This window comes from Pseudomonas acericola (SeqCode), assembly GCF_053456465.1.
Genome location: NZ_JBRFJB010000008.1, coordinates 77,915 through 98,650, shown reverse-complemented (window position 1 = coordinate 98,650; position 20,736 = coordinate 77,915). Strand labels below are relative to the sequence as shown.

15 protein-coding genes are annotated in these 20,736 nt (G+C 62.7%); 2 read left to right on the top strand and 13 right to left on the bottom strand.

Annotation, left to right across the window (positions count from 1 at the left end):
- Positions 1-163: 163 nt before the first annotated feature.
- Complete coding sequence (locus ACU688_RS23955; RefSeq protein ID WP_448186623.1) at positions 164-2,338, top strand: glycoside hydrolase; 2,175 nt, start codon at positions 164-166, stop codon at positions 2,336-2,338.
- 108 nt (positions 2,339-2,446) lie between these two features.
- Here ACU688_RS23955 and ACU688_RS23950 read toward each other — a convergent pair whose 3' ends face one another.
- From ACU688_RS23950 to ACU688_RS23895, 12 genes are all read right to left on the bottom strand, one after another.
- The gene (locus tag ACU688_RS23950; protein WP_448186622.1) at positions 2,447-3,073 is read right to left on the bottom strand and encodes a class I SAM-dependent methyltransferase; all 627 of its coding nucleotides are present in this window, start codon (positions 3,071-3,073) and stop codon (positions 2,447-2,449) included.
- Positions 3,074-3,112: 39 nt separating this feature from the next.
- A complete protein-coding gene (locus tag ACU688_RS23945) occupies positions 3,113-3,757 on the bottom strand; it encodes a methionine ABC transporter permease (protein WP_017736886.1) in 645 nt (214 codons plus the stop codon).
- A complete protein-coding gene (locus ACU688_RS23940) occupies positions 3,747-4,862 on the bottom strand; it encodes a methionine ABC transporter ATP-binding protein (protein ID WP_448186621.1) in 1,116 nt (371 codons plus the stop codon). Before ACU688_RS23940 ends, ACU688_RS23945 begins: the two co-directional genes overlap by 11 nt.
- Positions 4,859-5,674, bottom strand: coding sequence for a MetQ/NlpA family ABC transporter substrate-binding protein (locus ACU688_RS23935; protein ID WP_448186620.1), 816 nt, complete (start codon positions 5,672-5,674; stop codon positions 4,859-4,861). Before ACU688_RS23935 ends, ACU688_RS23940 begins: the two co-directional genes overlap by 4 nt.
- Before the next feature lie 72 nt (positions 5,675-5,746).
- Positions 5,747-7,099 carry an LLM class flavin-dependent oxidoreductase gene (locus tag ACU688_RS23930; RefSeq protein WP_448186619.1) on the bottom strand — a complete coding sequence of 451 codons (1,353 nt, stop codon included), beginning with the start codon at positions 7,097-7,099 and terminating at the stop codon, positions 5,747-5,749.
- Positions 7,099-8,292: an SfnB family sulfur acquisition oxidoreductase gene (locus tag ACU688_RS23925; RefSeq protein ID WP_448186618.1), complete on the bottom strand. Its 1,194-nt coding sequence runs from the start codon at positions 8,290-8,292 to the stop codon at positions 7,099-7,101. Before ACU688_RS23925 ends, ACU688_RS23930 begins: the two co-directional genes overlap by 1 nt.
- A gap of 39 nt (positions 8,293-8,331) precedes the next feature.
- Positions 8,332-9,573: an SfnB family sulfur acquisition oxidoreductase gene (locus tag ACU688_RS23920; protein WP_448186617.1), complete on the bottom strand. Its 1,242-nt coding sequence runs from the start codon at positions 9,571-9,573 to the stop codon at positions 8,332-8,334.
- Positions 9,574-9,760: 187 nt separating this feature from the next.
- Complete coding sequence (locus tag ACU688_RS23915) at positions 9,761-10,525, bottom strand: hypothetical protein (RefSeq protein WP_448186616.1); 765 nt, start codon at positions 10,523-10,525, stop codon at positions 9,761-9,763.
- Between the two features lie 390 nt (positions 10,526-10,915).
- Positions 10,916-11,662, bottom strand: coding sequence for an L-cystine ABC transporter ATP-binding protein TcyN (gene tcyN, locus ACU688_RS23910; protein ID WP_448186615.1), 747 nt, complete (start codon positions 11,660-11,662; stop codon positions 10,916-10,918).
- Positions 11,663-11,665: 3 nt separating this feature from the next.
- Positions 11,666-12,331, bottom strand: a complete 666-nt coding sequence (gene tcyL, locus ACU688_RS23905; protein ID WP_003187646.1) for a cystine ABC transporter permease — start codon at positions 12,329-12,331, stop codon at positions 11,666-11,668.
- Entirely contained in the window at positions 12,331-13,125 is a 795-nt protein-coding gene (gene tcyJ / locus ACU688_RS23900) for a cystine ABC transporter substrate-binding protein (protein WP_207040967.1), read from the bottom strand. Before tcyJ ends, tcyL begins: the two co-directional genes overlap by 1 nt.
- Positions 13,126-13,418: 293 nt before the next feature.
- Entirely contained in the window at positions 13,419-14,414 is a 996-nt protein-coding gene (locus ACU688_RS23895; protein WP_448186614.1) for a D-cysteine desulfhydrase, read from the bottom strand.
- Between the two features lie 167 nt (positions 14,415-14,581).
- Between ACU688_RS23895 and epsC the strand changes: the two genes are divergently transcribed.
- Positions 14,582-15,508: a serine O-acetyltransferase EpsC gene (epsC, locus tag ACU688_RS23890; protein WP_448186613.1), complete on the top strand. Its 927-nt coding sequence runs from the start codon at positions 14,582-14,584 to the stop codon at positions 15,506-15,508.
- A gap of 5 nt (positions 15,509-15,513) precedes the next feature.
- Here epsC and ACU688_RS23885 read toward each other — a convergent pair whose 3' ends face one another.
- Positions 15,514-20,592 carry a dermonecrotic toxin domain-containing protein gene (locus tag ACU688_RS23885; protein WP_448186612.1) on the bottom strand — a complete coding sequence of 1,693 codons (5,079 nt, stop codon included), beginning with the start codon at positions 20,590-20,592 and terminating at the stop codon, positions 15,514-15,516.
- Positions 20,593-20,736 lie beyond the last annotated feature (144 nt).

Below are 20,736 nucleotides of genomic sequence, written 5' to 3'. Positions count from 1 at the left end.
AATTTAGTGGCTGACCCACCGCAATCGCGGGCAAGCCCGCTCCCACAGTTGGATCTCCACAGGGCTGAGGGTCTGTGGGAAACCTCCCGAAACATCTATCACTGCCCTGTCAGGCAGCAGAGTGTTCTACCCTCCCGACCTCCACCCCGCCCGGTCGAACGCTATGAACTGGCATCGTCATCTTTTACTGCTCTGCACATTCCTCATCTCCCCGCTGGCCCTGGCCAGCACCGTCCTCGAAAACCCGCTGTGGCGTGTCGAACTCGACCCCGCCACCCTCGCCATCCGCGTAACGCCCAGCGGCCAGGCGCCGGTGCAGGCCTCCAGTGGTGTTGCGGCGCGTGCAGTCAGCGAACTCGCGCAGGACACCCGACAGGCCAGTTGGCAGTGGGGAGCATTCCGTGTGACGGCCAGCCTTGCGCAACGCGACTTGACGCTTGCCATCACCGCACGCGAGCCGGGTGAATTGCCGATCCTTCAACAACCCGCCAGCGCCGTTGGCAAGGGCTTGATCTGGCCATTGGCCGAAGGGCATTACGTGCCCGCCGACAATGCCGTCTGGAAAGCCTTCCTGCTGGAGCAGGGCGACATCAACACCACCCAGGACCTCAGCCTGCCGTTGTGGGGCATGGACCACGGCGGCTTCACCCTGAACTGGCTGCTGACCAACCCCTACAACAACCGCTTGCGCTGGCAGGACGACATGGCTTTGTCAGTGGCCCATGAGTTCACGGCGCTTGATCCCGCTGCACCCATGACCCTGATGCTGCATTTGGGCGATGCCGATCCCTTGGCAAGTGCCAAGCGCTATCGCCAATGGCTGGTTGAACAGGGCCGTTATGAGCCGCTTGCGGATAAGCTGCAACAGACACCCGAGGGCGGGAAATTGCTGGGGGCCAGCCACGTCTATCTGTGGGGCAATGACCTGCTGGCCCTGGATGATGTGCAGGACTGGCCGCTGCTGCTCAAGCGTCTGCGCGCCCATGAACTCAAGGGTCTGCTGGACAAGGAAGCAACGAACGTCTTGGCACAGACCGCACCGCTGAATCGCTACGAACAGACGGTGTTGCTCCGTGGCCTCAACGCGGCGATCAACAAAAAAGCCCGGCAAAGCTGGCAGGTAGACGAGCCCGACATGACGCGCCTCGCTGCGCGCTATGGCGAACTCCGCAGTGAACTGGCCATCGAGTTTGCCGGGGCGCTGCGCGACACCCCGGGCACGTGGGGCAGCCAGACGATCCAAGCATTGAGCCGTGCAGGTCTCCCACGCTTGCTGGTCACCCTGGGCGAAGGCTGGGAAGGCGGCCTCTGGCACCCCGAGGCGATTCGTACCGGAGTGGACGCCGGTTTCCTGATGGCGCCCTACGACTCCTATGAAACCGCCTTGTCCGCCAGCGAAAACCCCGACTGGACCACCGCTCACCTGGGCAGCCGGGCCTACCGTGACTGTGCGATTGTGTTGAAAACCGGCAAGCTGAAAACCGGTTTCCAGCAGTCGGGCCACTACACCGACCCACGTTGTGTGCGGCCGTTGTTGGAGGCGCGGGCGCAAGCGGTGCAAGCCAAGGCCGGCTTCAACGCCTGGTTCCTCGATGCCTACGCCACAGGCATGGTCTTCGACAGCTATCGCGACGGCGCGCCAATGACCCAGGCGCAAAATGCGGCTGGCAATATCGACGCATCGCGCTGGCTGAACGCCGCGCGCCAGTTGCCGACCGGTTCCGAGGACGGCAACGCGATCACCGCCCAGGGCATTCTGTTCGCCCATGGCATGCAGACGCCGGTGATTGGCTGGGGTGATCCCGCGATGACCCAAGACAAGCAATCGCCCCATTACGTCGGCAACTGGTACCCGCCGGAGCAACCGACGGTGTTTTTCAAACCGGTGCCGCTACAAGAACCGTTTCGCACCGTGCATTTCGAGCCGAGCATGCGCCTGCCGCTGTATCAGACGGTGTTCCATGGTTCGGTGATCACCACCCACCATTGGCTGTTCGACAGCCTCAAGCTGAGTAATGTGCGGGTCGAGAATGAGCTGACGCAGCTGCTCTACAACGTGCCGCCGCTCTACCACTTGAGTGCTGCGACGGTTAAGCAGCGGTTGCCGCTGATTGCGCGCCAGGACCGGTTTTTCCGGCCGTTGCACCAGCGGTTGGCGACGCAGGCCATGACTGGGTTTCGGTGGCTGACGGTGGATCGGTTGGTGCAGGAAACCACCTTTGCCGATGGCACGCGGTTGGTGGCGAATTTTGCTGCGGTCCCAAGAGAGGGGTATGGCGCGCGCAGCGTTACAGCGTTGGTGGTGGGTGAAAAACCTTTGGTGTATCAGGTGAAATAGCTATCGCAGGCAAGCCAGCTCCCACAGGTGAACGCATTCCAAATCGACAACTTGGTCAACTGTGGGAGCTGGCTTGCCTGCGATGAGGCCGGTCCAGTCAACCCACCTCTACAACTTGCGCCACACACTGGCCAACCAGGGCTGCTGCTCTCTCGGCAACCCCGCCGGTCGATAGTAATGCTCCAACTCCACAAACCCAGCCTCGCTCAGCAATGCCTGCCACGCCTCAAGGTCGTGATACGACCCATACCGCGGCCCATTCCAACCCTCCTGGTTCTCACCCCGAGGGTTGGAGCTGAACAACACGCCCCCGGCCTTCAACGCGCCATGCAGCTGCTTGAGCACACGCGGCAGTTCCTGCTTGGGGATATGAAACAGCACGGCATTGGCAAAGATCCCGTCGAAGCGTTCAGCCGGCAGGTCCAGCTTGAGGAAATCCTGTTGCAACACCTCACACCCGCTGTCTTCCCGCGCCATCTGTGCAAAACGCTCAGAGCCGTCCAGGCCCACGGCGGTATGCCCCATGCGCGTGAAGGTCTGCAAGTCGCGTCCCGGGCCGCAGCCGAAATCCAGCACGGTAAACGGCGCCGAGCCCTGGATATGGCGCAGCAGCGCGTCGATGTTCTGGCTCACATCGTGGTCGCGGGTGCCTGCACGGAAATCCTCGGCCACTTGGTTGTAGTGGCCGAGGGTGGTGGAGGTGATCTGGTCGAGGTCGTCGGGCTTGAGGGCCATGGTGGGCAATACCGGGTGCGGAGATGCCCTGACTATACCTCAGCGCTTGTTCAGCACCCGCGCCAACCGATCGCCGCCGAGCTGGATGAACGCCACCAGCACCACCAGCAGCACAATCACCGTCAGCATGATCTGCGTGTCAAAACGCTGATAGCCGTAGCGATAGGCAATGTCGCCCAAACCACCGGCGCCAATGGCCCCGGCCATGGCCGAGGAGTTGATCATCGTCACCAGGGTGATGGTGAACCCGCCGACAATCCCCGGCAGCGCTTCCGGCAACAGCACGTGCCAGATGATGTGCCAGCGCCGGCAGCCCATGGCCTGGGCGGCTTCGATCAAGCCATGATCGACCTCGCGCAAGCTCACCTCGGCAATCCGCGCAAAGAACGGCGTGGCGGCGATGGTCAGCGGTACCACCGCGGCCCACACGCCATAGGTGGTGCCGACGATCAGCCGGGTGAACGGGATCAACGCCACCATCAGGATCAAGAACGGAATCGAGCGGAACAGATTGACGAACGCCCCCAGCACGCGGTTCAACGCCGGTGCCTGGTAGATGCCGCCCTTGTCGCTGGTCACCAAAAACACCGCCAGCGGAATCCCCACCAGCAACGCGATCAGCGATGACACGCCGACCATCAACAAGGTGTCGATGGCGCCCTGCAATAAACGATCAAACCACATAGCCCAGCACCTCCGCCTGTTGTGCCCAATTGCCGGCGCGCTTGCGCAATTCATCGGCGCTGTGAGGCGAACCACTCACCGCCAGCAGCAATTGCCCCAAGGCATGGCCCTGGATGCGTTCCACACCGCCTTGCAGCAAGCGCACACGCCCGCCGAGGGCGCTGAACAGCGCGGCCAGGTCCGGCTCGTCGGCATCACTGCCGGTGAACTGCAAGCGCAGCACCACGGCCGCGTCGGCCGACGTCGAAGTGGCCTGCAGACGGCTTAGCAGTTCCTCCGGCAAGCCGTGTTGCAGCGGCGCCAGGAGGGTTTTGCTGACTTCATGTTGCGGGTCGCCAAACACCTGCCACACCGGGCCTTGCTCGACGATGTGGCCGTGCTCCAGCACCACCACGCGGTCGCAGATCTCGCGGATCACCGCCATCTCGTGGGTGATCAGCACGATGGTCAGGCCCAGGCGCCGGTTGATCTCGCGCAGCAGGCCGAGGATCGACTGGGTGGTCTCCGGGTCGAGGGCCGAGGTGGCCTCGTCGCACAGCAAAATCTCGGGGTCGTGCACCAGCGAGCGGGCGATGCCCACGCGCTGTTTCTGCCCGCCGGACAACTGCGCCGGGTAGGACTTGTGCTTGTCCTGCAAGCCCACCAAATCCAGCAGCTCGCGCACCTTCTGTTCGCGTTGGAGCTTGGGCACGCCGGCCACTTTCAGTGGCAGCTCGACGTTCTGCCACACGGTCTTGGCCGACATCAAATTGAAGTGCTGGAAGATCATGCCGATACGCCGACGCAGCGCCACCAGGCGGTCTTCGTCGTAGTCGCCGATGTCCACCTGATCGATCAGCACCCGCCCGCTGCTGGGTTGTTCCAGGCGGTTGATGGTGCGGATCAACGAGGATTTGCCGGCGCCGCTGCGGCCGATGATGCCGAACACCTCACCGCGCTGGATCGCCAGGTCGATGCCTTGCAGGGCATGCACCTTGCCGTCGTAGCTCTTGCCCAGGTTGATAAAGCGCACATGGGCGCGGTTAAGGTCCGGGTGCAGTTCGGTCTGCTCGGCGTCCCTGGGCGGTGTGCCCAGGTCGCGCAGTTGGGAGTGGGCGGCGGTCATTTTTTAGTTTCCCAGCCGACTTGGTAGAGCTTGCCCAGGGACTTGTCCAACGCAGCGCGCACCACCGGCGAGTGCTGGTAGATATCGACGAACTTGATCACGCGCGGGTCGGTGGTGCCCTTGGGCTGGGTGACGAACTGGATCACGTATTCCGGGTGGTCGAGGCCGTCGAACAGCAGCGCCGACTCGGCATCGAAGGTCTTGGACAGGCGGATATAGGCCGGGTAGCCCTGCACCAGATCGGCGTCGTCATAGGCGCGCACCAGTTGCACGGCCTCGACTTGCAGGATCTTGATCTTCTTCGGGTTGCTGACGATGTCTTCTTCGGTGGCCTTGTAGCCCACGCCCGGCTTGAGGGTGATCAGCCCCGCCTTGGCCAGCAATTGCAGGCCGCGCCCGCTGTTGATCGGGTCGTTGGCGATGGCCACGCTGGCGCCTTGGGGCAGGTCGTTGATGCTTTTGAATTTCTTCGAGTACAGGCCGACGTTGTTGATGATCCCCGGCGCGTACGGCACCAGGTCAAAACCGGCGGCGGCCTTGGCGTTTTCCAGGAACGGGATGTGCTGGAAGTAGTTCACGTCGATGTCGCCGGCGGCCAGGCTGACGTTGGGCGCGATCCAGTCGGTGAACTCCACCAGCTCGACTTTCAGGCCTTGCTTGCCGGCTTCGGCCACGGCGGCTTCCAGGGGGATGGCGAAGGCGGCGGTGGTGCCGACTTTCAGCGGCGCGTCGTTGGCGAACACCGCCGAGCTGAACAGGCCAAGGGCCAGGGCCAGTGCTTTGACTGGGTGGGCGAGCAGTGTTTTTTTCATAATGGTTTTCCAGTCATAAGGTAGTGATACAAACAATGGAGATCCCCTGTGGGAGCTGTTCACATTTTTAATTCAGTGTCGGTAGGTAGATCCGGTGTGTTGCTCAGGCAGGCGCGCGGTGTTGTGGAAAACTTTTTCCCTTAGTGTTCCAGTCTCATAAGCGGTCTTGTACGACCCACGCTTCTGCAACTCCGGCACCACCAGTTCAATGAAATCCACATAGCTTTCCGGCGTGACAATGCGCGTCAGGTTGAACCCATCCAACCCGGTCTCGCTGATCCACGACTCCAATTCATCCGCCACCTGCTCGGGCGAGCCCACCAGGGTGATATAGCGCCCGCCCAGCGCGTGTTGCTCCAGCAATTTGCGTCGGGTCCAGTCGTTGTTTTGCAGGTTCTTGGTGGCCGACTGGATCGCGTTGCTCTTCACGTACTGGATCGGTTCATCCAGTTCGTATTGCGAGAAATCAATCGCCGTGGACGCCGAGAAGTGCGCCACGCCGGCTTCCGCGCTGGCATAGCTGAGGTACTCGGCGTGCTTGGCCCAGGCCGCCTCTTCGGTGGCGCCGACGATGACGTTGAGGCCCATGAACACCTTGATGTCATCCGGGTTGCGCCCAGCTTCGACGGCGCTGGCGCGCACCTTGTCCACCTGGATCTTGGTCGCGGCCTTGTTTTGCCCACTGATAAACACGCACTCGGCATGCCGCCCGGCGAACAGCAAACCGCGATCCGAACTGCCGGCCTGGAACAGCACCGGCGTACGCTGCGGCGACGGCTCGCACAGGTGATAACCCTCCACCTGATAGAACTCGCCGTGGTGCTCGACCTTGTGCACCTTGCCCGGCTGGGCATACACCCGCGCCTGCGCGTCGTTGAGCACGGCGTCGTCTTCCCAGCTGCCTTCCCAGAGTTTGTAGAGCACCTCCAGGTACTCGTCGGCCTGGTCGTAGCGGCGGTCGTGCTCGACTTGCTCGGTGAGGCCCATGGCCTTGGCGGCGCTGTCGAGGTAGCCGGTGACGATGTTCCAGCCGACGCGGCCACGGCTCAGGTGGTCCAGCGTGGACATGCGCCGCGCGAACAGGTACGGCGGCTCGTAGGTGAGGTTGGCGGTGAGGCCGAAGCCGAGGTTTTTCGTCACCGCCGCCATCGCCGAGACCAACAGCAACGGGTCATTTACCGGCAGTTGGATCGACTCTTTGAGCGGTACGTCGATGGAGTTTTGGTAGACGTCGTACACGCCGACGATATCGGCGATGAACAGCCCGTCGAACAGCCCGCGCTCGAGGATTTGCGCCAGCTCGGTCCAGTATTCGATGGTCTTGTACTGGGTGGACGTGTCCCGTGGGTGCGTCCACATACCGTGGTTGATATGCCCGATGCAGTTCATGTTGAAGGCATTGAGCAGGATTTTTTTCTTGGCCATCAGATGGTCCCCCGCAGCGGCGGGTTTGCATCGTTGAGGTAGTAATTGCCCACCGCGTGGTACTTCCAGCGCACCGGGTCGTGCAGGGTGTGCACGCGGGCGTTGCGCCAGTGGCGGTCGAGGCCGTGTTCGGCCAGGGTCGCCTGGCTGCCGGCCAGTTCAAACAGCGTGCTGCCAGCGGCCAGGGAAATCTCGGTGCTCAAGGCGCGCACTTCGGCTACCGCAATCGAGGCGGCGGCGACGGTGTCGGCGGTGCTGTCGGCCTGGGCGCGGTCGAGGAATTCACCGGCGCGCTCAAGTAAAGCCTCGGCGGCGTGCAGACGGATGCTCAGGTGGCCGAAGCTTTTCAGGGTCAACGGGTCTTCGCTGGCTTTGTCGTTGCCGGAATCGATCCACGGGCGGGTCTTGGTGCGCACGAAGTGCAGCGCATCCTCAAAGGCGGCGCGGGCGATGCCGGTGTCGATGGCGGCGTGCAGGATCTGCGCCAGCGGGCCGACGGTGGTCGGGCGTTCGAAGGCGCTCTGGAACGGGATCACGTCGGCGGCGGCGACCCACACGTTGTCGAACACCACCGAACCGCTGCCGGTGGTGCGTTGGCCGAAGCCGCTCCAGTCGTCGATCACTGTCAGGCCGTCGCTGTCACGCGGGACGAAGGCCAGTTGCTGCACGCCGTGTTCGTCTACCACCGAAGTGGGGATGCGTTGGGCGTAGATCGCGCCGGTGGAATAGAACTTGCGGCCGCTGATGCGAAAACCATCGCCGTCGCGGGTGATCGAGGTGACGCGGTCGTGGGCGGTCTTGGTGCCCAGTTCGGCCAGGGCGTTGCCGAAACGCTGGCCGGCCAATACCTCGGCGTACAGGCGTTGTTGCTGCGCTGGCGTGCCGTTCACGCGCAGCACTTCGAGGGCGTAGAAATGGTTTTGTGGGATCTGGCCCAGGGAAGCATCCGCCTGGGCAATCAGCGCGATGACCTTGGCCAGGGTGACGTTGGATACGCCTGCGCCGCCGTACTCTTTTGGCACGCTGATGCCCCACAGCCCGGAGCGGGAAAACACGTCCAGTTCGGGCAAGGGCAGGCGGCGTTCGCGGTCGCGCTGGGCGCTGTCGCGGCGGAAGTCTTCGGCCAGGTCGCTGGCGACAACAAGGGCTTGTTCATCGCTGGTGATAACCGCGACGTTTGCAGAGAAAGTCATATGTGCTCCAGAAGCTTGTAGAGGAAGTGTTCTGGTCGGTTAAATCCAGGAGTGACGAGCCGGCAACGTGCCGTTCAATCGGTAGGCGCCGATGGCGTGATACTTCCAGCGCACCGGGTCGTGCAGGGTGTGCACCCGGGCGTTGCGCCAGTGGCGGTCGAGGTTGAACTCGGCGAGGGTGGCGCGGCTGCCGGCCAGTTCGAAGAGCTTTTCGCTGACCAGCAGCGACACTTCGGTGGTCAGCACTTTCGCTTCGGCCACGGCAATCGAGGCACGGGCGGCGGATTGCGCGGTGATTGGCGCGGCGCTGACCTGGTCCAGCACTTGGCCGGCCTTGCGCAGCAGCGCTTCGGCGGCGTGCAGTTCGATCTTCAGCTTGCCGATGTCGGCGATCACATACAGGTCATCGCTGGCGCGTTCGACCTTGGCGTCGATCCACGGGCGCGAGCGTTCGCGGACGAAGGCGATGGTGTCGTCGAGGGCGCCACGGGCGATGCCGGCGTCGATGGCGGCCTGGATCAGCTGCGAGACGGCGCCCTGGATGTTCGGGGTTTCGCCGATGCGCCAGTTTTCTACCACCAGCTCGGCGTCCACCGGTACCTGGTCCAGCAATACCGTGCCGCTGGCGGTGGTGCGCTGGCCGAAGCCCGACCAATCGTCAACGATGCGCAGCCCTTCAGTGCCACGGCGCACAAACGCCATGACCTGCTTGCCGTCGTCGTTGAGCGCCTTGACCGCCACCCAGTGGGCGAACAGCGCGCCGGTGGAGTAGAACTTCTGGCCGCTGATTACATAGCCGTCGCCCTTGGCGGTGATGCGCGCCTTAAGTTCCAGGGTGTTCTTGGTGCCGCGTTCCGGGCCGCCATTGCCGATGCGCCAGCCGTCGAGGACGCTCTGGAACAACTGCTTTTTCTGGCGTTCGGTGGCCGCGCCCTGCACCAGGTGCAGAATGCCGAAATGGTTCTGCGGGATCTGGCCGAGGGCCGGGTCGGCCGCGCTGATGATGGCGAATACGTCGGCCAGGGTCACGAAGGACACCTGCGGGCCGCCGTATTCACGGGGAATGGAAATGCTGCCCAGGCCACTGCGGGTGAACTGTTCGAGCTGTGCCCATGGCAGTTTGCGTTGCTGATCGCGCTGGGCGGCTTGCAGGCGTGCGGCCTGGGCCAACGCATGGGCAGCGTTCAGCGCCTCTGCGTCGTTGCGCAGCACGGTGGCTGGCAACAGCAGGGGGGCGACGTCCAGATCACTCTGGGGGGGTGTTTGAGCCAAGTTAGACATCAGCGCCGCTCCTTGGCTGCACGTAATGCCCTGGCGTTGTGCACCGGGGTAATTCTGACCATACCGACCTCGCATTCAATGAAATGAAAACAGAAAAATCAAAGATGTCCGGTGGTCCGGTGCATATACCCTAAGCGTGTTAAATATTTAAATAAACGTGATTTTTGGAATAAGCATAGAAGGTCCGTCACCCAGGTTCGCAGGGCGAGCCGATGGGGCGCGGCTGATAGATCAGCGCCGTCCCGGCCGGGCGGGTCGGCACCCCGGCGGCGATGCGCAAAGTGCGTGTTGGTGCCCAGCGTGAATTGTTGCCGACATGATCGAGGATGCAGTACGTGACCTCCAGGCGGCTGTCGTCGCCGGCTTCGACAATCACCGCCGAAGGCACCCACACCCGCACAGGCAGGCCGATGTCCCTGGCCTGGATCTTCGGCAGGTCCAGGCGCACATCGCCCCAGCGCAGGGTGATGGCGTCGCCGCGGGTCATGTTCAGGTAGGGCTCGATCGTCAGGGGGACGCCGCGCCGCACCTGGTTGGCGTTGACGCCGTAGCGGCGAATGGTCTCGGGCAGGCTGGCGGGGGCGAGGTTCAGGTTTTCGTCGCAGTACAGGGCAGAGGGCTGACCGCCCGGGTAGTTGGTCTTCACCCGCACCCGTGTCACGGCCGAGCGTGCGGCGGCGTGGCCGACTTGCATGACCTGATAATGCACCTGGGCCGGGCCATCCTGCACAAAGCTTTCCGGCACACGCAGGTGCGTGGGTGTGCCGACCTTGCAGGCGGTCACCCGGCGCGAGGCGGCAAAGCAGTTGTTCCAGAACAGCTCGATCAGGTCGCCTTCATCCATGTGGGGATAGGGTGCGATATCGACCTGCAGTTGTGCGGCAGCCAAGGCGTTGATGCCGTTTCGCAGGGCCTGTGGCAGGGTCGGCGCGGTGAGCAGGGTGTGCGTCATAAGTAATCTCCTTGATGCAGCCAGCAGCAATCGTTCCGGCCCTTTGCGCGGGTGCGGGCAGGGGCTGGAAAGAACGATTCAGTGAGTAGCCGGGATAGGATCCAATCCTCAGGGCGCTAGATAAGAGGGTTGGCCGAGAGGCGTCAATGGCGGCAAAGGGCTAAACGGCGGGTTGGGGGAGATTCAGAAGGGTCTGACTGGCGCGGGGAGATTCAGGTGGGGATGTAGCGACGGTTTACCTGTTGTTGCGAGGACTTTGTGTAGGAACAGCTGTGGCGAGGGAGCTTGCTCCCGCTGGAGTGCGCAGCGCTCCCAAAAATCTTGGGGCCGCTTCGCAGCCCAGCGGGAGCAAGCTCCCTCGCCACATTGAAGCTCACTTGCGAAGGGGGGTCAGTGCGCGAGGAATTTGCTCAGGAACTGCTTTGTGCGTTCTTCCTTGGGGTTGGCAAACAACGCCTTGGCTTCGCCTTGCTCGACGATCACGCCCTTGTCGAAAAAGATCACCCGGTTGGCCACGTCCCGCGCAAAGCTCATCTCGTGGGTGACGATGACCATGGTGCGGTTTTCTTCGGCCAGGCTGCGGATGGTCGCCAGCACTTCGCCAACCAGTTCCGGGTCGAGGGCCGAGGTGGGTTCGTCGAACAGGATCACTTCCGGCTCCATGGCCAGCGCCCGGGCAATCGCCACGCGCTGTTGCTGGCCGCCCGAGAGGCGTCGCGGGTAGGCGTCTTCCTTGCCCGCCAAGCCGACCCGTTCCAGCAGCTTGCGCCCGAGGGCGGTCGCCGCTTCGCGTGGCATCTTCTTGACCACGATCGGGCCTTCGATGACGTTTTCCAGCGCGGTGCGGTGGGGGAACAGGTTGAAGTTCTGAAACACAAAACCCACGTGCTGGCGCAAGCGCCGCACCAGGCCTTGTTGCTGGTTGATCGGCCTGCTGGTGTCGATCTCGATGTCACCCACCTTGATCCGGCCGCTGGTGGGTTGTTCGAGGAAATTCAGGCAGCGCAGAAAGGTGGTCTTGCCGGAACCGCTGGGGCCGATGATGGCGATGACTTCGCCTTCCTTGACCTCCAGGTCGATGCCGTTGAGCACCACCTGGCCCTTGAATTGTTTGGTCAGTTGTTCAACCACGATCATCGATCAAGACTCCAGGTCATGCCGGTTGACCCGGTCTTCCAGACGATTTTGCAAATGCGCCAGGATGCTCGCCAGAATCCAGTAGATCAGGGCGGCGGACAGGTACATGGTGAAGATTTCAAAGGTGCGTGCCGAGACCAGTTGCGCTTGGCGGAACAGCTCGGGCACCTGGATGGTGGCGGCCAGCGCCGTGTCCTTGACCAGCGAAATAAAGCTGTTGCCCAGTGGCGGCAATGCGGTGCGCATGGCCTGCGGCAGGATGGCCCGGCGCAGGGTTTGCGCGCGGGTCATGCCGATACTGGCCGCGGCTTCCCACTGGCCGCGCTCGATGGAGGCGATGGCGGCGCGCAGGATTTCACAGGCGTAGGCGGCCATGTTCAGCGAGAAGCCGATCATGGCGGCCGGGATCGGATCCAGCTCGATGCCCACTTGCGGCAAGCCGTAGTAGATCAAAAACAGCTGCACCAGCAAGGGCGTGCCGCGAAAGAACGACACGTAGACTCGGGCGGTCCAGCTCAACAGCTTGAAGCGCGATAAACGCATCAAGGCCAGGCCGAAGCCCAGCAGCAAACCGAAGAACATCCCGCCGAGGCTGAGAATCACCGTGTAATACGCGCCCTTGAGCAGAAAGGGCGCGGAGTCCAGCGCGAGTTGGAAACCTGCTTCCATTATTGAGTGACGTCAGCGGCGAAGTACTTCTCGGACAGCTTCTTCAAGGTGCCGTCGGCGCGCAGCTTGTCGAGGGCCTTGTTCACCGCGTCGAGCAGTTCAGGCTCGCCTTTGCGCAGGGCAACACCGGCTTCCTGGCGCGAGAACGCAGCGCCGGCAGCGGCGGTGTCGGTGGCTTTCTTGGCATATTCGAGGGCGGCCAGACGGTCGATCAGGATGGCGTCGGTGCGGCCGATGCGCAGGTCCTGGAACTTGGTTGGGTCGTCGTTGTAAGTCTTGATGATGGCTTTAGGCTGGTTGTCCTTGAGCCATTGTTCGTAGTTGGTGCCCAGGCCCACACCGACTTTCTTGCCGGCCAGGTCGTCGGCGGTCTTGATGGTGTCGACGTTTTTCGCCAGGGTCAGCGCTTGAATGCCGGAAACGGTGTACGGCTTGGAGAAGTCGTACTTCTTCTTGCGCTCTTCAGAGATGGTCACTTGGTTGACCACAGCGTCCAGGCGCTTGGATTCCAGGGCGGCGAGGATGCCGTCCCACGGTGTGGCTTGCAGCTTGACCTTGACGCCCAGCTCCTTGGCCAGGGCTTCGGACAGCTCTACTTCGAAGCCGCTGAGCTTGCCGCTTTCATCGACAAAGCTGAACGGTGGGTAGGTGCCTTCCAGGCCGATCTTGATTTCGCCGGCTTTTTTGATGTTGTCCAGCTGTTCGCCGGCAACGGCTTGGCCGATCAGGCCAGCGCCGAGTGCCAGGCCCAAAGTGCCCACCAGCAACGTGCGACGGAATACGGAAATAGTCATGAAGAGCCCCTGTGTTTTTGTGATGAGCGAAGCAGGTGACGCAGTAGTCGTATCCTGCCTTAAAGCGCGTAGCGCGTCTTCGCCTACGGCGCGATGATAAAGCCGGTTTTTAAGACTTGAAAATAATATAAAACTAATTTCATATTCCATTAAAGAATATGAGGCGATCTAATGTGGGAGCTGGCTTGCCTGCGATGGCGGTCTATCAGTTACAGATGAGCAAGCTGACCCGCCGCTATCGCAGCGATGCGGCGGCCCGACAAGCCAGCTCCCACATGTTGATCCCTGTTCCTTCAGCTAAATGCGGCGCCATAGGCAAACAACGCCGGCGCCCCACCGGTATGCAGGAAAATGATCGGCCCATCCTCAAACCGCTGACGCCCGATACCATCCAACAACCCGGCCATGGCCTTGCCAGTGTAGACCGGGTCCAGCAGCAAGCCTTCCTGGCTGGCCAGCAGCTTGATCGCCGCCAGGGTGCCGGCATTCGGCTCGCCATAGCGCGGGCCGAAGTATTCGTCCCAGAGGATCACCTTGAACGCCTCGGGAATCGCCACGCCGAGCAGCTCGGCGGTGCGTTCGGCCAGGCCTTCGACTTTCGGGCGCTGGGCTTCGTCGGTGCGCGAGACGGTGACGCCAATCACCGGCAAATCCGGCAACGTTTCGCTCAAGGCCAGGGCCAGGCCGCTGTGGGTGCCGGCGCTGCCGGAGGCCAGGACCACGGCGGCGAATTCGATCCCGCTGTCTTCGATCTGCGCGGCCAGCTCCAGGCCGGCGCGCACGTAACCGAGGGCGCCGAGGGCGTTGGAGCCGCCGATGGGCACCAGGTACGGCTTCTTGCCGTTGCTGCGCAGGCGCTCGGCGAGGGCGTGCAGTTGCTCGTCGGCGTTGTCGAGGTTTTCGACCAGCTCGACCTTGGCGTCGAACAACTCCAGCAACAGGCGGTTGCCGTTGCCCAGGTAGTTGGGGTCTTCGGTGCCGGTGGGGTTTTCCAGCAGGGCGACGCAACCGAGGCCGAGCTTGGCGGCCAGTGCAGCGGTCTGGCGCACGTGATTGGACTGGATCGCGCCGGCCGTCACCAGGGTGTCGGCGCCTTGGGCGATGGCATCGGCGGCGAGGTATTCGAGCTTGCGCAGCTTGTTGCCGCCCATCGCCAGGGGCGTGGTGTCATCGCGCTTGACGTAGATGTCGCGGCCCAGCCAGGCCGACAGCCGTTCGAGTTTTTCCAGGGCGGTGGCGCCGCCCAGCAGTTCCAGGCGGTTAAAGCGGTCGAGCTGTTGTTTGATCATGACTGCGCACGGTGGCTAAGTGATGGGGCGACTATAGGCAGGCACTTTTCATCGGGCAACCGCCAATCTGCTTATGCTCGATGGTTCTTAGCATCACACCATTGGTTCTTAAGGGCGGCCCGCCTGCATACCGTAAAGTGATGGCCATTTCGTCAGGAGTGAATACCGTGAGTGAGCGTTCCAGTCATTGGCAGTTACAGACCATCGTCAGCCAGTTGCGCGGCGCCCGGGACCAGTGGCGAACGCGCAATGGCCGCCTGAGCGGCGAGCATGGCGGGCGCGAGTTGCCGTCGCGCGAAGCGGTGGCGCAGATCCTTGAATCACTGTGCGGCGCGCTGTTCCCGATGCGCCTGGGGCCGGTGGACTTGCGCGAGGAAAGTGAAGACTTCTACGTCGGCCATACCCTCGACGTGGCGCTCAATGCCCTGCTGGCCCAGGCCCGCCTGGAACTGCGTTACGCCGCCCGCCAAAGCGGCCAGGATGACAGCGCGGTAGACGCCCATGCCATCCGCCTGATCCAGGACTTTGCCCTGGCCTTGCCGTCCCTGCGCAGCCTGCTGGACACCGACGTGCTGGCCGCCTACCACGGCGACCCGGCCGCGCGCAGCGTGGACGAAGTGCTGCTGTGCTACCCCGGCATCTTTGCGGTGATTCACCATCGCCTGGCGCATCACCTGTACCGCGCTGGGTTGCCGCTGTTGGCGCGCATCAGTGCGGAAATCGCCCATTCGGCCACTGGCATCGACATCCATCCCGGCGCGCAGATTGGCCCGAGCTTTTTTATCGACCACGGGACCGGCGTGGTCATCGGCGAAACCGCGATCATCGGCGAGCGCGTGCGTATCTACCAGGCTGTGACCCTAGGCGCCAAACGCTTCCCGGCGGATGAAGACGGGCAGTTGCAAAAAGGCCATCCACGCCACCCGATTGTCGAGGATGACGTGGTGATCTACGCCGGGGCGACGATCCTGGGGCGCATCACCATCGGCAAGGGCTCGACCATCGGCGGCAACGTGTGGCTGACCCGCAGCGTACCGAGCGGGGCGAATATCACCCAGGCCAACTTGCAGCACGATGACGGTACGCAAAAGTAAGCCCGTCACTCATCCAGCCGCGCCAGTGACAGGCGCGTCTGCTCGCGCAGCCACTCCTTGCGACGCTCCGCCAGGTCGTTGAAGAGTTGGTCGTACAACACGTCGGACATGACCTGGTCGGGCACCACGCGATCCTCGATTTGCAGCTGTTCCACCAGGCTTTTGATTGACGCAAGCAGCAGCGCTTTTTGCGCTTCGTCAGCAGCCTGGGCATACGCTTGCTGCTCGCTTTGCAGTTGGTCGAGCAGGATGAACTGTTGGTCGTTGCTTTCTTCGTTGGCCTGGTAGTCCTGGGCGTAACGCTCCTTGAGGAACGCCTCCCAGTACGGCTCCAGCAACATCTGGTTCACCAGCCCATCGCCCTCGCTCAGGGTGTCTACCGCCATGTAGGCCCGGGCGATGGAGGCTTTTGGCACATTGGCAGTGTCGCGATACACCATGTTGTCACTGACCCAAGGCAGTTCGAGGCGGTTCGACAGGCGCGTCTGATAGGCCAGGTAGATGCCCACTTCGTCCACGCTGCCAGGCTGGCCATCGACCACGTGGCTGGTCAGCCGCAAGCCCTTGCCGCCCTGGTCGAGCGGTTTGAGGCGGTCGGCGATGTCGGCGCGGACCACGTCGTTCAAAAGTTTGAGGCGCGCGGCACCCCTGGCCAGCTTGACGAGACGGTCTTCACCCTCGGCCGGCGTGCGGCTGTAAAGCCGTGCCTGGTGGGCGGTGACCTGGATGCCCATCTCGGTGAAGATCTGGCTGCCGGCGTCGGGGCACAGGCCGGGGAAACTGGAGAGGCGGAACAACACCTGACGCACTTGCGCGTCGTTGTGCATGCTCGACAGCATGTAGCGCACCTGGGATCTCAGGATCTGGCGGTTGCGTTCATAACGCACCTCGTCGGCCGGGTCTTCGAAAAACTCCGGGGGTTCGAGTTTCTTGATGACTTCGAAAAAGCCTTGTGAGCCATGTTCGTCTTCCAGTTCTGCCCAGATAGTGTCGAAGTGCTTTTGGTTGTCGTCGTCCAGGTCGGCTGTCCAGAAGTCGGATTCGCCTTTGGGCGGGTAGGTGCGATAAGGGTCAAGCCCGAGTGCGATTTTATGTTCGTCCCAAAGGTCCCGGGCTTCTGCGCTCAAGGTGGCGCGGTCCAGTCGCGCATACACCACGATGAATGCCTCTTCAGAGCCCTGGGTGACCGCTGGAATCGTGGTGATGGGATTGCCTGAAAGGTGCAGGTGAAACAGCGCGCCGCGTTCCTGCGCAAACAGCCCGACCGGCCAGTCGCTGATGCCGGTGCGAGACAGATCCAGCTCATCCAGTTCAGGCATCTTGCTGATATCTGGCGCCCGGCCCAGCGGGTTTTCCGCCAGGTAGATCAGGCGTAGCCGCGATAACTGCCGCAACTGCGCCACGGCAGCATCATCCAGGACAATCTGATTGCCACTCAGATCAATCGCCCGCAGCCGGCGCATCGCGGCAATCGGTTCGGGCAGCTTGTCCAGATGGTTGCTCGACAGATCAAGCTCTTTGAGGTTGGGAAAACGTTGCAGGAATTCGCTGTGCTCTGAGGTGAAGGCGCAGTCCTTCATGTAGAGGTGTGTGACGTGTGTCATCTCGATGGGCAACATCGGCAGTTCGTGGGACCACTCCACTTCACTCAAATCCAGGACGACATTTTTATCGGCGGGCCCGTATTTGTCGTGCAGCTTCGTGTAGCTGTCACGCCAGGCCTCTTTGAGTTTGCCTGCCAGCCGCGTCCTGACGCTACGTGTGACGGCTTCCAGGCGGCTTTGCGCAGGCCACGGGGTGGGCGCGCCTACATAGGCGTCCAGCGCGCGCTCAAGGGCTTTGCCTTCACGCTCCACATGCTCCAGTTGCGCCAGCCCCTCTGGCGTTTCGGCGTGGAGTGCAAAGTGCTTCACGCCTTGCTCGGACATCTGCGGCAGCCAATGCTTGACGCGCCCGCGCAGTGTCACGGGCGTGACCTCGACCTCGCGCAGGCTGCTGCTGTTGCCGCCGCCCAGCAGCGTCAGCGTTTCGGTGCGCGCCCGAGCGGGGATCGGCGGTTCGCTCAGGGCCAGCCGGCGTGTGGCGGGGGCCGCATTTTTTGCGATCAGCCATGTGCGCAGCTTGTCGCCGTCGGCGAAGGGTTTTTCGGCGGGCAGCGCCTGGAATACTGCGCTGTAGAAGTCCGTGGCGCCGTGGATCAGTTTGCCCTGGGGGTCGAACACCCGGTACAGGCCTTTGCGGTTGCGCACCAGGACCCTGATGTCGGCGGCGTCCTCGGCACCGACTTGGGTGCGCAGTTCGCCCCAGTAGGTGCGTTCACGCACCTCGATGCGCAGATTCGCCAGCCCGTCGGAGTAGATCCTGAGGGTATTGAGTGCCAGGTTTTCGGTGCTCGCCGACGGAGTCTTGCCATAGAAAATCTGCTCGAACATGCGCGAACTGGCGGCTTCGAAATCCAGCTCGCGGGCCTGGTTTTTCACCTCCAGCGGCAGGCGGTGCGCTTCGTCCATCACCCGCAGATCACGCCGACGGGTATGACGCACCAGGCGCTGGGCGATGCTCAGGGGGAGGTCGGGGTAATGGCTGCGCAGCAACTGGATGCGCGGGTCGTCGCTGGTTTCCTGGCGGGCGTAGACGTCGCGCGCGAGGGTGTCGCTCTGCTGTTCCACGTACTCCGCCAGGCGCTCGCGCAGCGCTTGTACGCGTTCCTCCGCCGGCAGCTGCCTGCCGAGCAGCCGGGCCAGTTGCAGGTCATCCAGGAAGGCCACGACTTTTTCCGCCAACCGGCCCGACATCACCTCATGGATGCTCAGGCTTAAGGCATCAGGGCCTTGCGCCTTGGCATGGCCATATCGGCGGGGCTCGCCGCTCAAGTCACTGCGTGGATACACCAGCAAGGCCTTGTCGCGGGGCCAGCCGTCCAGTTCGGTGATCATTTGCTCGAACCAGTCGGCCGCCGGGTCCAGGGGCAGGCCGGTGCGGATCGTGTCCACAGTGTTGCTGATCTGTTTGTCACAGTTGAAACGCTTGAGTGTGTCGGCCAGCAAGGGCGGCGTCGGCTCGTTGGTGAGGTACATATGGCGCAGCGCGCCGAACTCCACACCGCTGATCAGCCGCACCTGCGCCAGCTCACCGGCGCTGAGGCCGTGTGTCTGCGGCCCCAGGCGCCGTAGCAGGCGGCCATTGTTCCAGGTTCGCGGTTGTTCGCCGGCAAACACGCAAGCGCCGCTGCCGTTGAGCATGGCTGGCGGCCGGTAGGCGTCGGCGCGTTTGGGATGGGCGAGGTGGAACGCTTGGGTGATGGGGTCTTGGCGTACTTCATAGCGCTGGTTTTCCACCTTGGCAATCTGTTTGCCCCGATGCTGGTGCAGACCGTTTTCTGCGGGCATATGCCCGCGGGGCAAGCGCAGATTGATTTGCTGGTAGGGCGTGAGGTCCGGGTTCCATAAGCGCGTTTCACCGAGGGGTGTTTGTACCGGTTGCAGGCGTTCGACAAACGGCGACAGCTTCACCTTGGCGATCTCGGCGATGCCGCTGCCGACGTGGAACAGCGCGAGTTGCAGCACGTTGTCGGCCACCGCCAGCAGGTGCTCCCAGCCTTCGCGCTGCAACCCTTCGGTCCAATCGACGATGCCTTCGAACACATCATCCAGCATCTGGTAGGCGGTGTAGGCCAGCATCAACTCGCCCAGCACGGGCACAAATGGCGTGGCCACCAGCAGCGCAGCGTTGAAGATATCCGCGAGCATTTTTTCCAGGTTGTCCCACCAGGCCCAGCGTGCCATGCGGTCGGCGTACTCGGTGCTGATGGCGATTTCCCGCGCGTCGTTGACTAACTGGTTCAGCTTGACCCGGTAGAGGTAGTGCCAGAGGTTGTTCTGGTCGGGGTCATTGATACGGTTTTGCGTGTCGTCGCGGATGGCTTGGGTGCGAAATTGCAGGTTGGGTGCCTCCACCGGGTCTGGGCGCCAGCTGGGGCGGCTGTCTCCGGGTGTTTTGGCATGCCAGCGCACGGTGGCGAGCAGTGTGTTGAGCTGGTCGAAGAAACGCCCGCGTTCCGTGTGGGCCACGAACTGGCTGAAAAACTGTTGGTAGCTGGGGCGTGATGAATCCGCTGGCGGTGTGTTGTCGCGCAATTGGCCGGTGAGTTCTTTGATGAAGGCTTGGGAGGACGGGTATTCCTTCAAGGGGTGGGCGGGGTCTTCGGGGATGTAGACCAGAATCCGGTTGGGCCGCGCGTCCAACTGTGTGGGGGCGATTATCAGGATGCCGGTCAGGCGCGTGCCCAGGAGGTCGAGGGTGTAGAAGTCGACGGTTTGTCCAGCCAGTCGCAGCGGGCCTTCCCTTCGCAGCAGGGTCTGGATGAGAGTGTGGCTGTCTTCGGCGATGTCTTTTCGGGCCCGCGCCATGTGTGCCGCGCTGTTCAGGCCGGCCTTCAGGTTGGCGATGAGGGTGTGCCGCAGGGTGACGGCGACCGAGGCGTTATCGAAGCCCAGTGCCATCGCGAGGTGATGCCGGTAGCGCGCGCCGAGATCCAGATTGCGGCACAGGGTCTTGAAGGTTTCAGCGGTCAGGGGTTGGCCGGTCGTGGCGTGGACAAAGACCAGCGTCTCGCGCTGCCCCCGCGCATCCGCTGGCGCCAGGAATGCGTAATCGGAGAAGGTTTCAGCGGAGGAAAAATTGTGCAGGGCGGCTTCCAGTAGGGTGGTCGTGCGCGTGCTGACCCCCGGTCGCACATTGATCGCCCACCACGGCAGTTTGGCCGGGGCATACAGGCGGATCGAGGTGCTCATTACGTCGATATTGCCGTAGTCGCGCAGGGCATTTTTCAGCAAGGGCTCGGCGAAAGCCTTGAGGTCGTTGAGCGTGGCGAGCCGCTTGTCCACCGCATCCTGGCTGGCCCAATGGCTGCCAAGTGCTTGTTTGAATGCCGAGCGCCGAACCGCAGCGGGAGCAAGGCGCTGTAACTCGGGGATGTCGGGGGAGTGCTGCGCCAATGCCTTGAGGCGCTGTGGCGAGGTGCCTGGCAACCAGCGCGGTAGCCGTTGCTGGATGAAGTCAAAATGAATCGGTGTTTCAGACATGGCGCGATGACCTTTCGAAGGAGCCTGGGTCCTGCGATTGTGTTGAGCCTGCCTGTTGGAAAACCGCACATATTGCTCGGCGTTGTATGAAGACTCCGAAAAAATTGTGCTGAACGTTTTGTTAGCGCCACCCGTCATACCCAT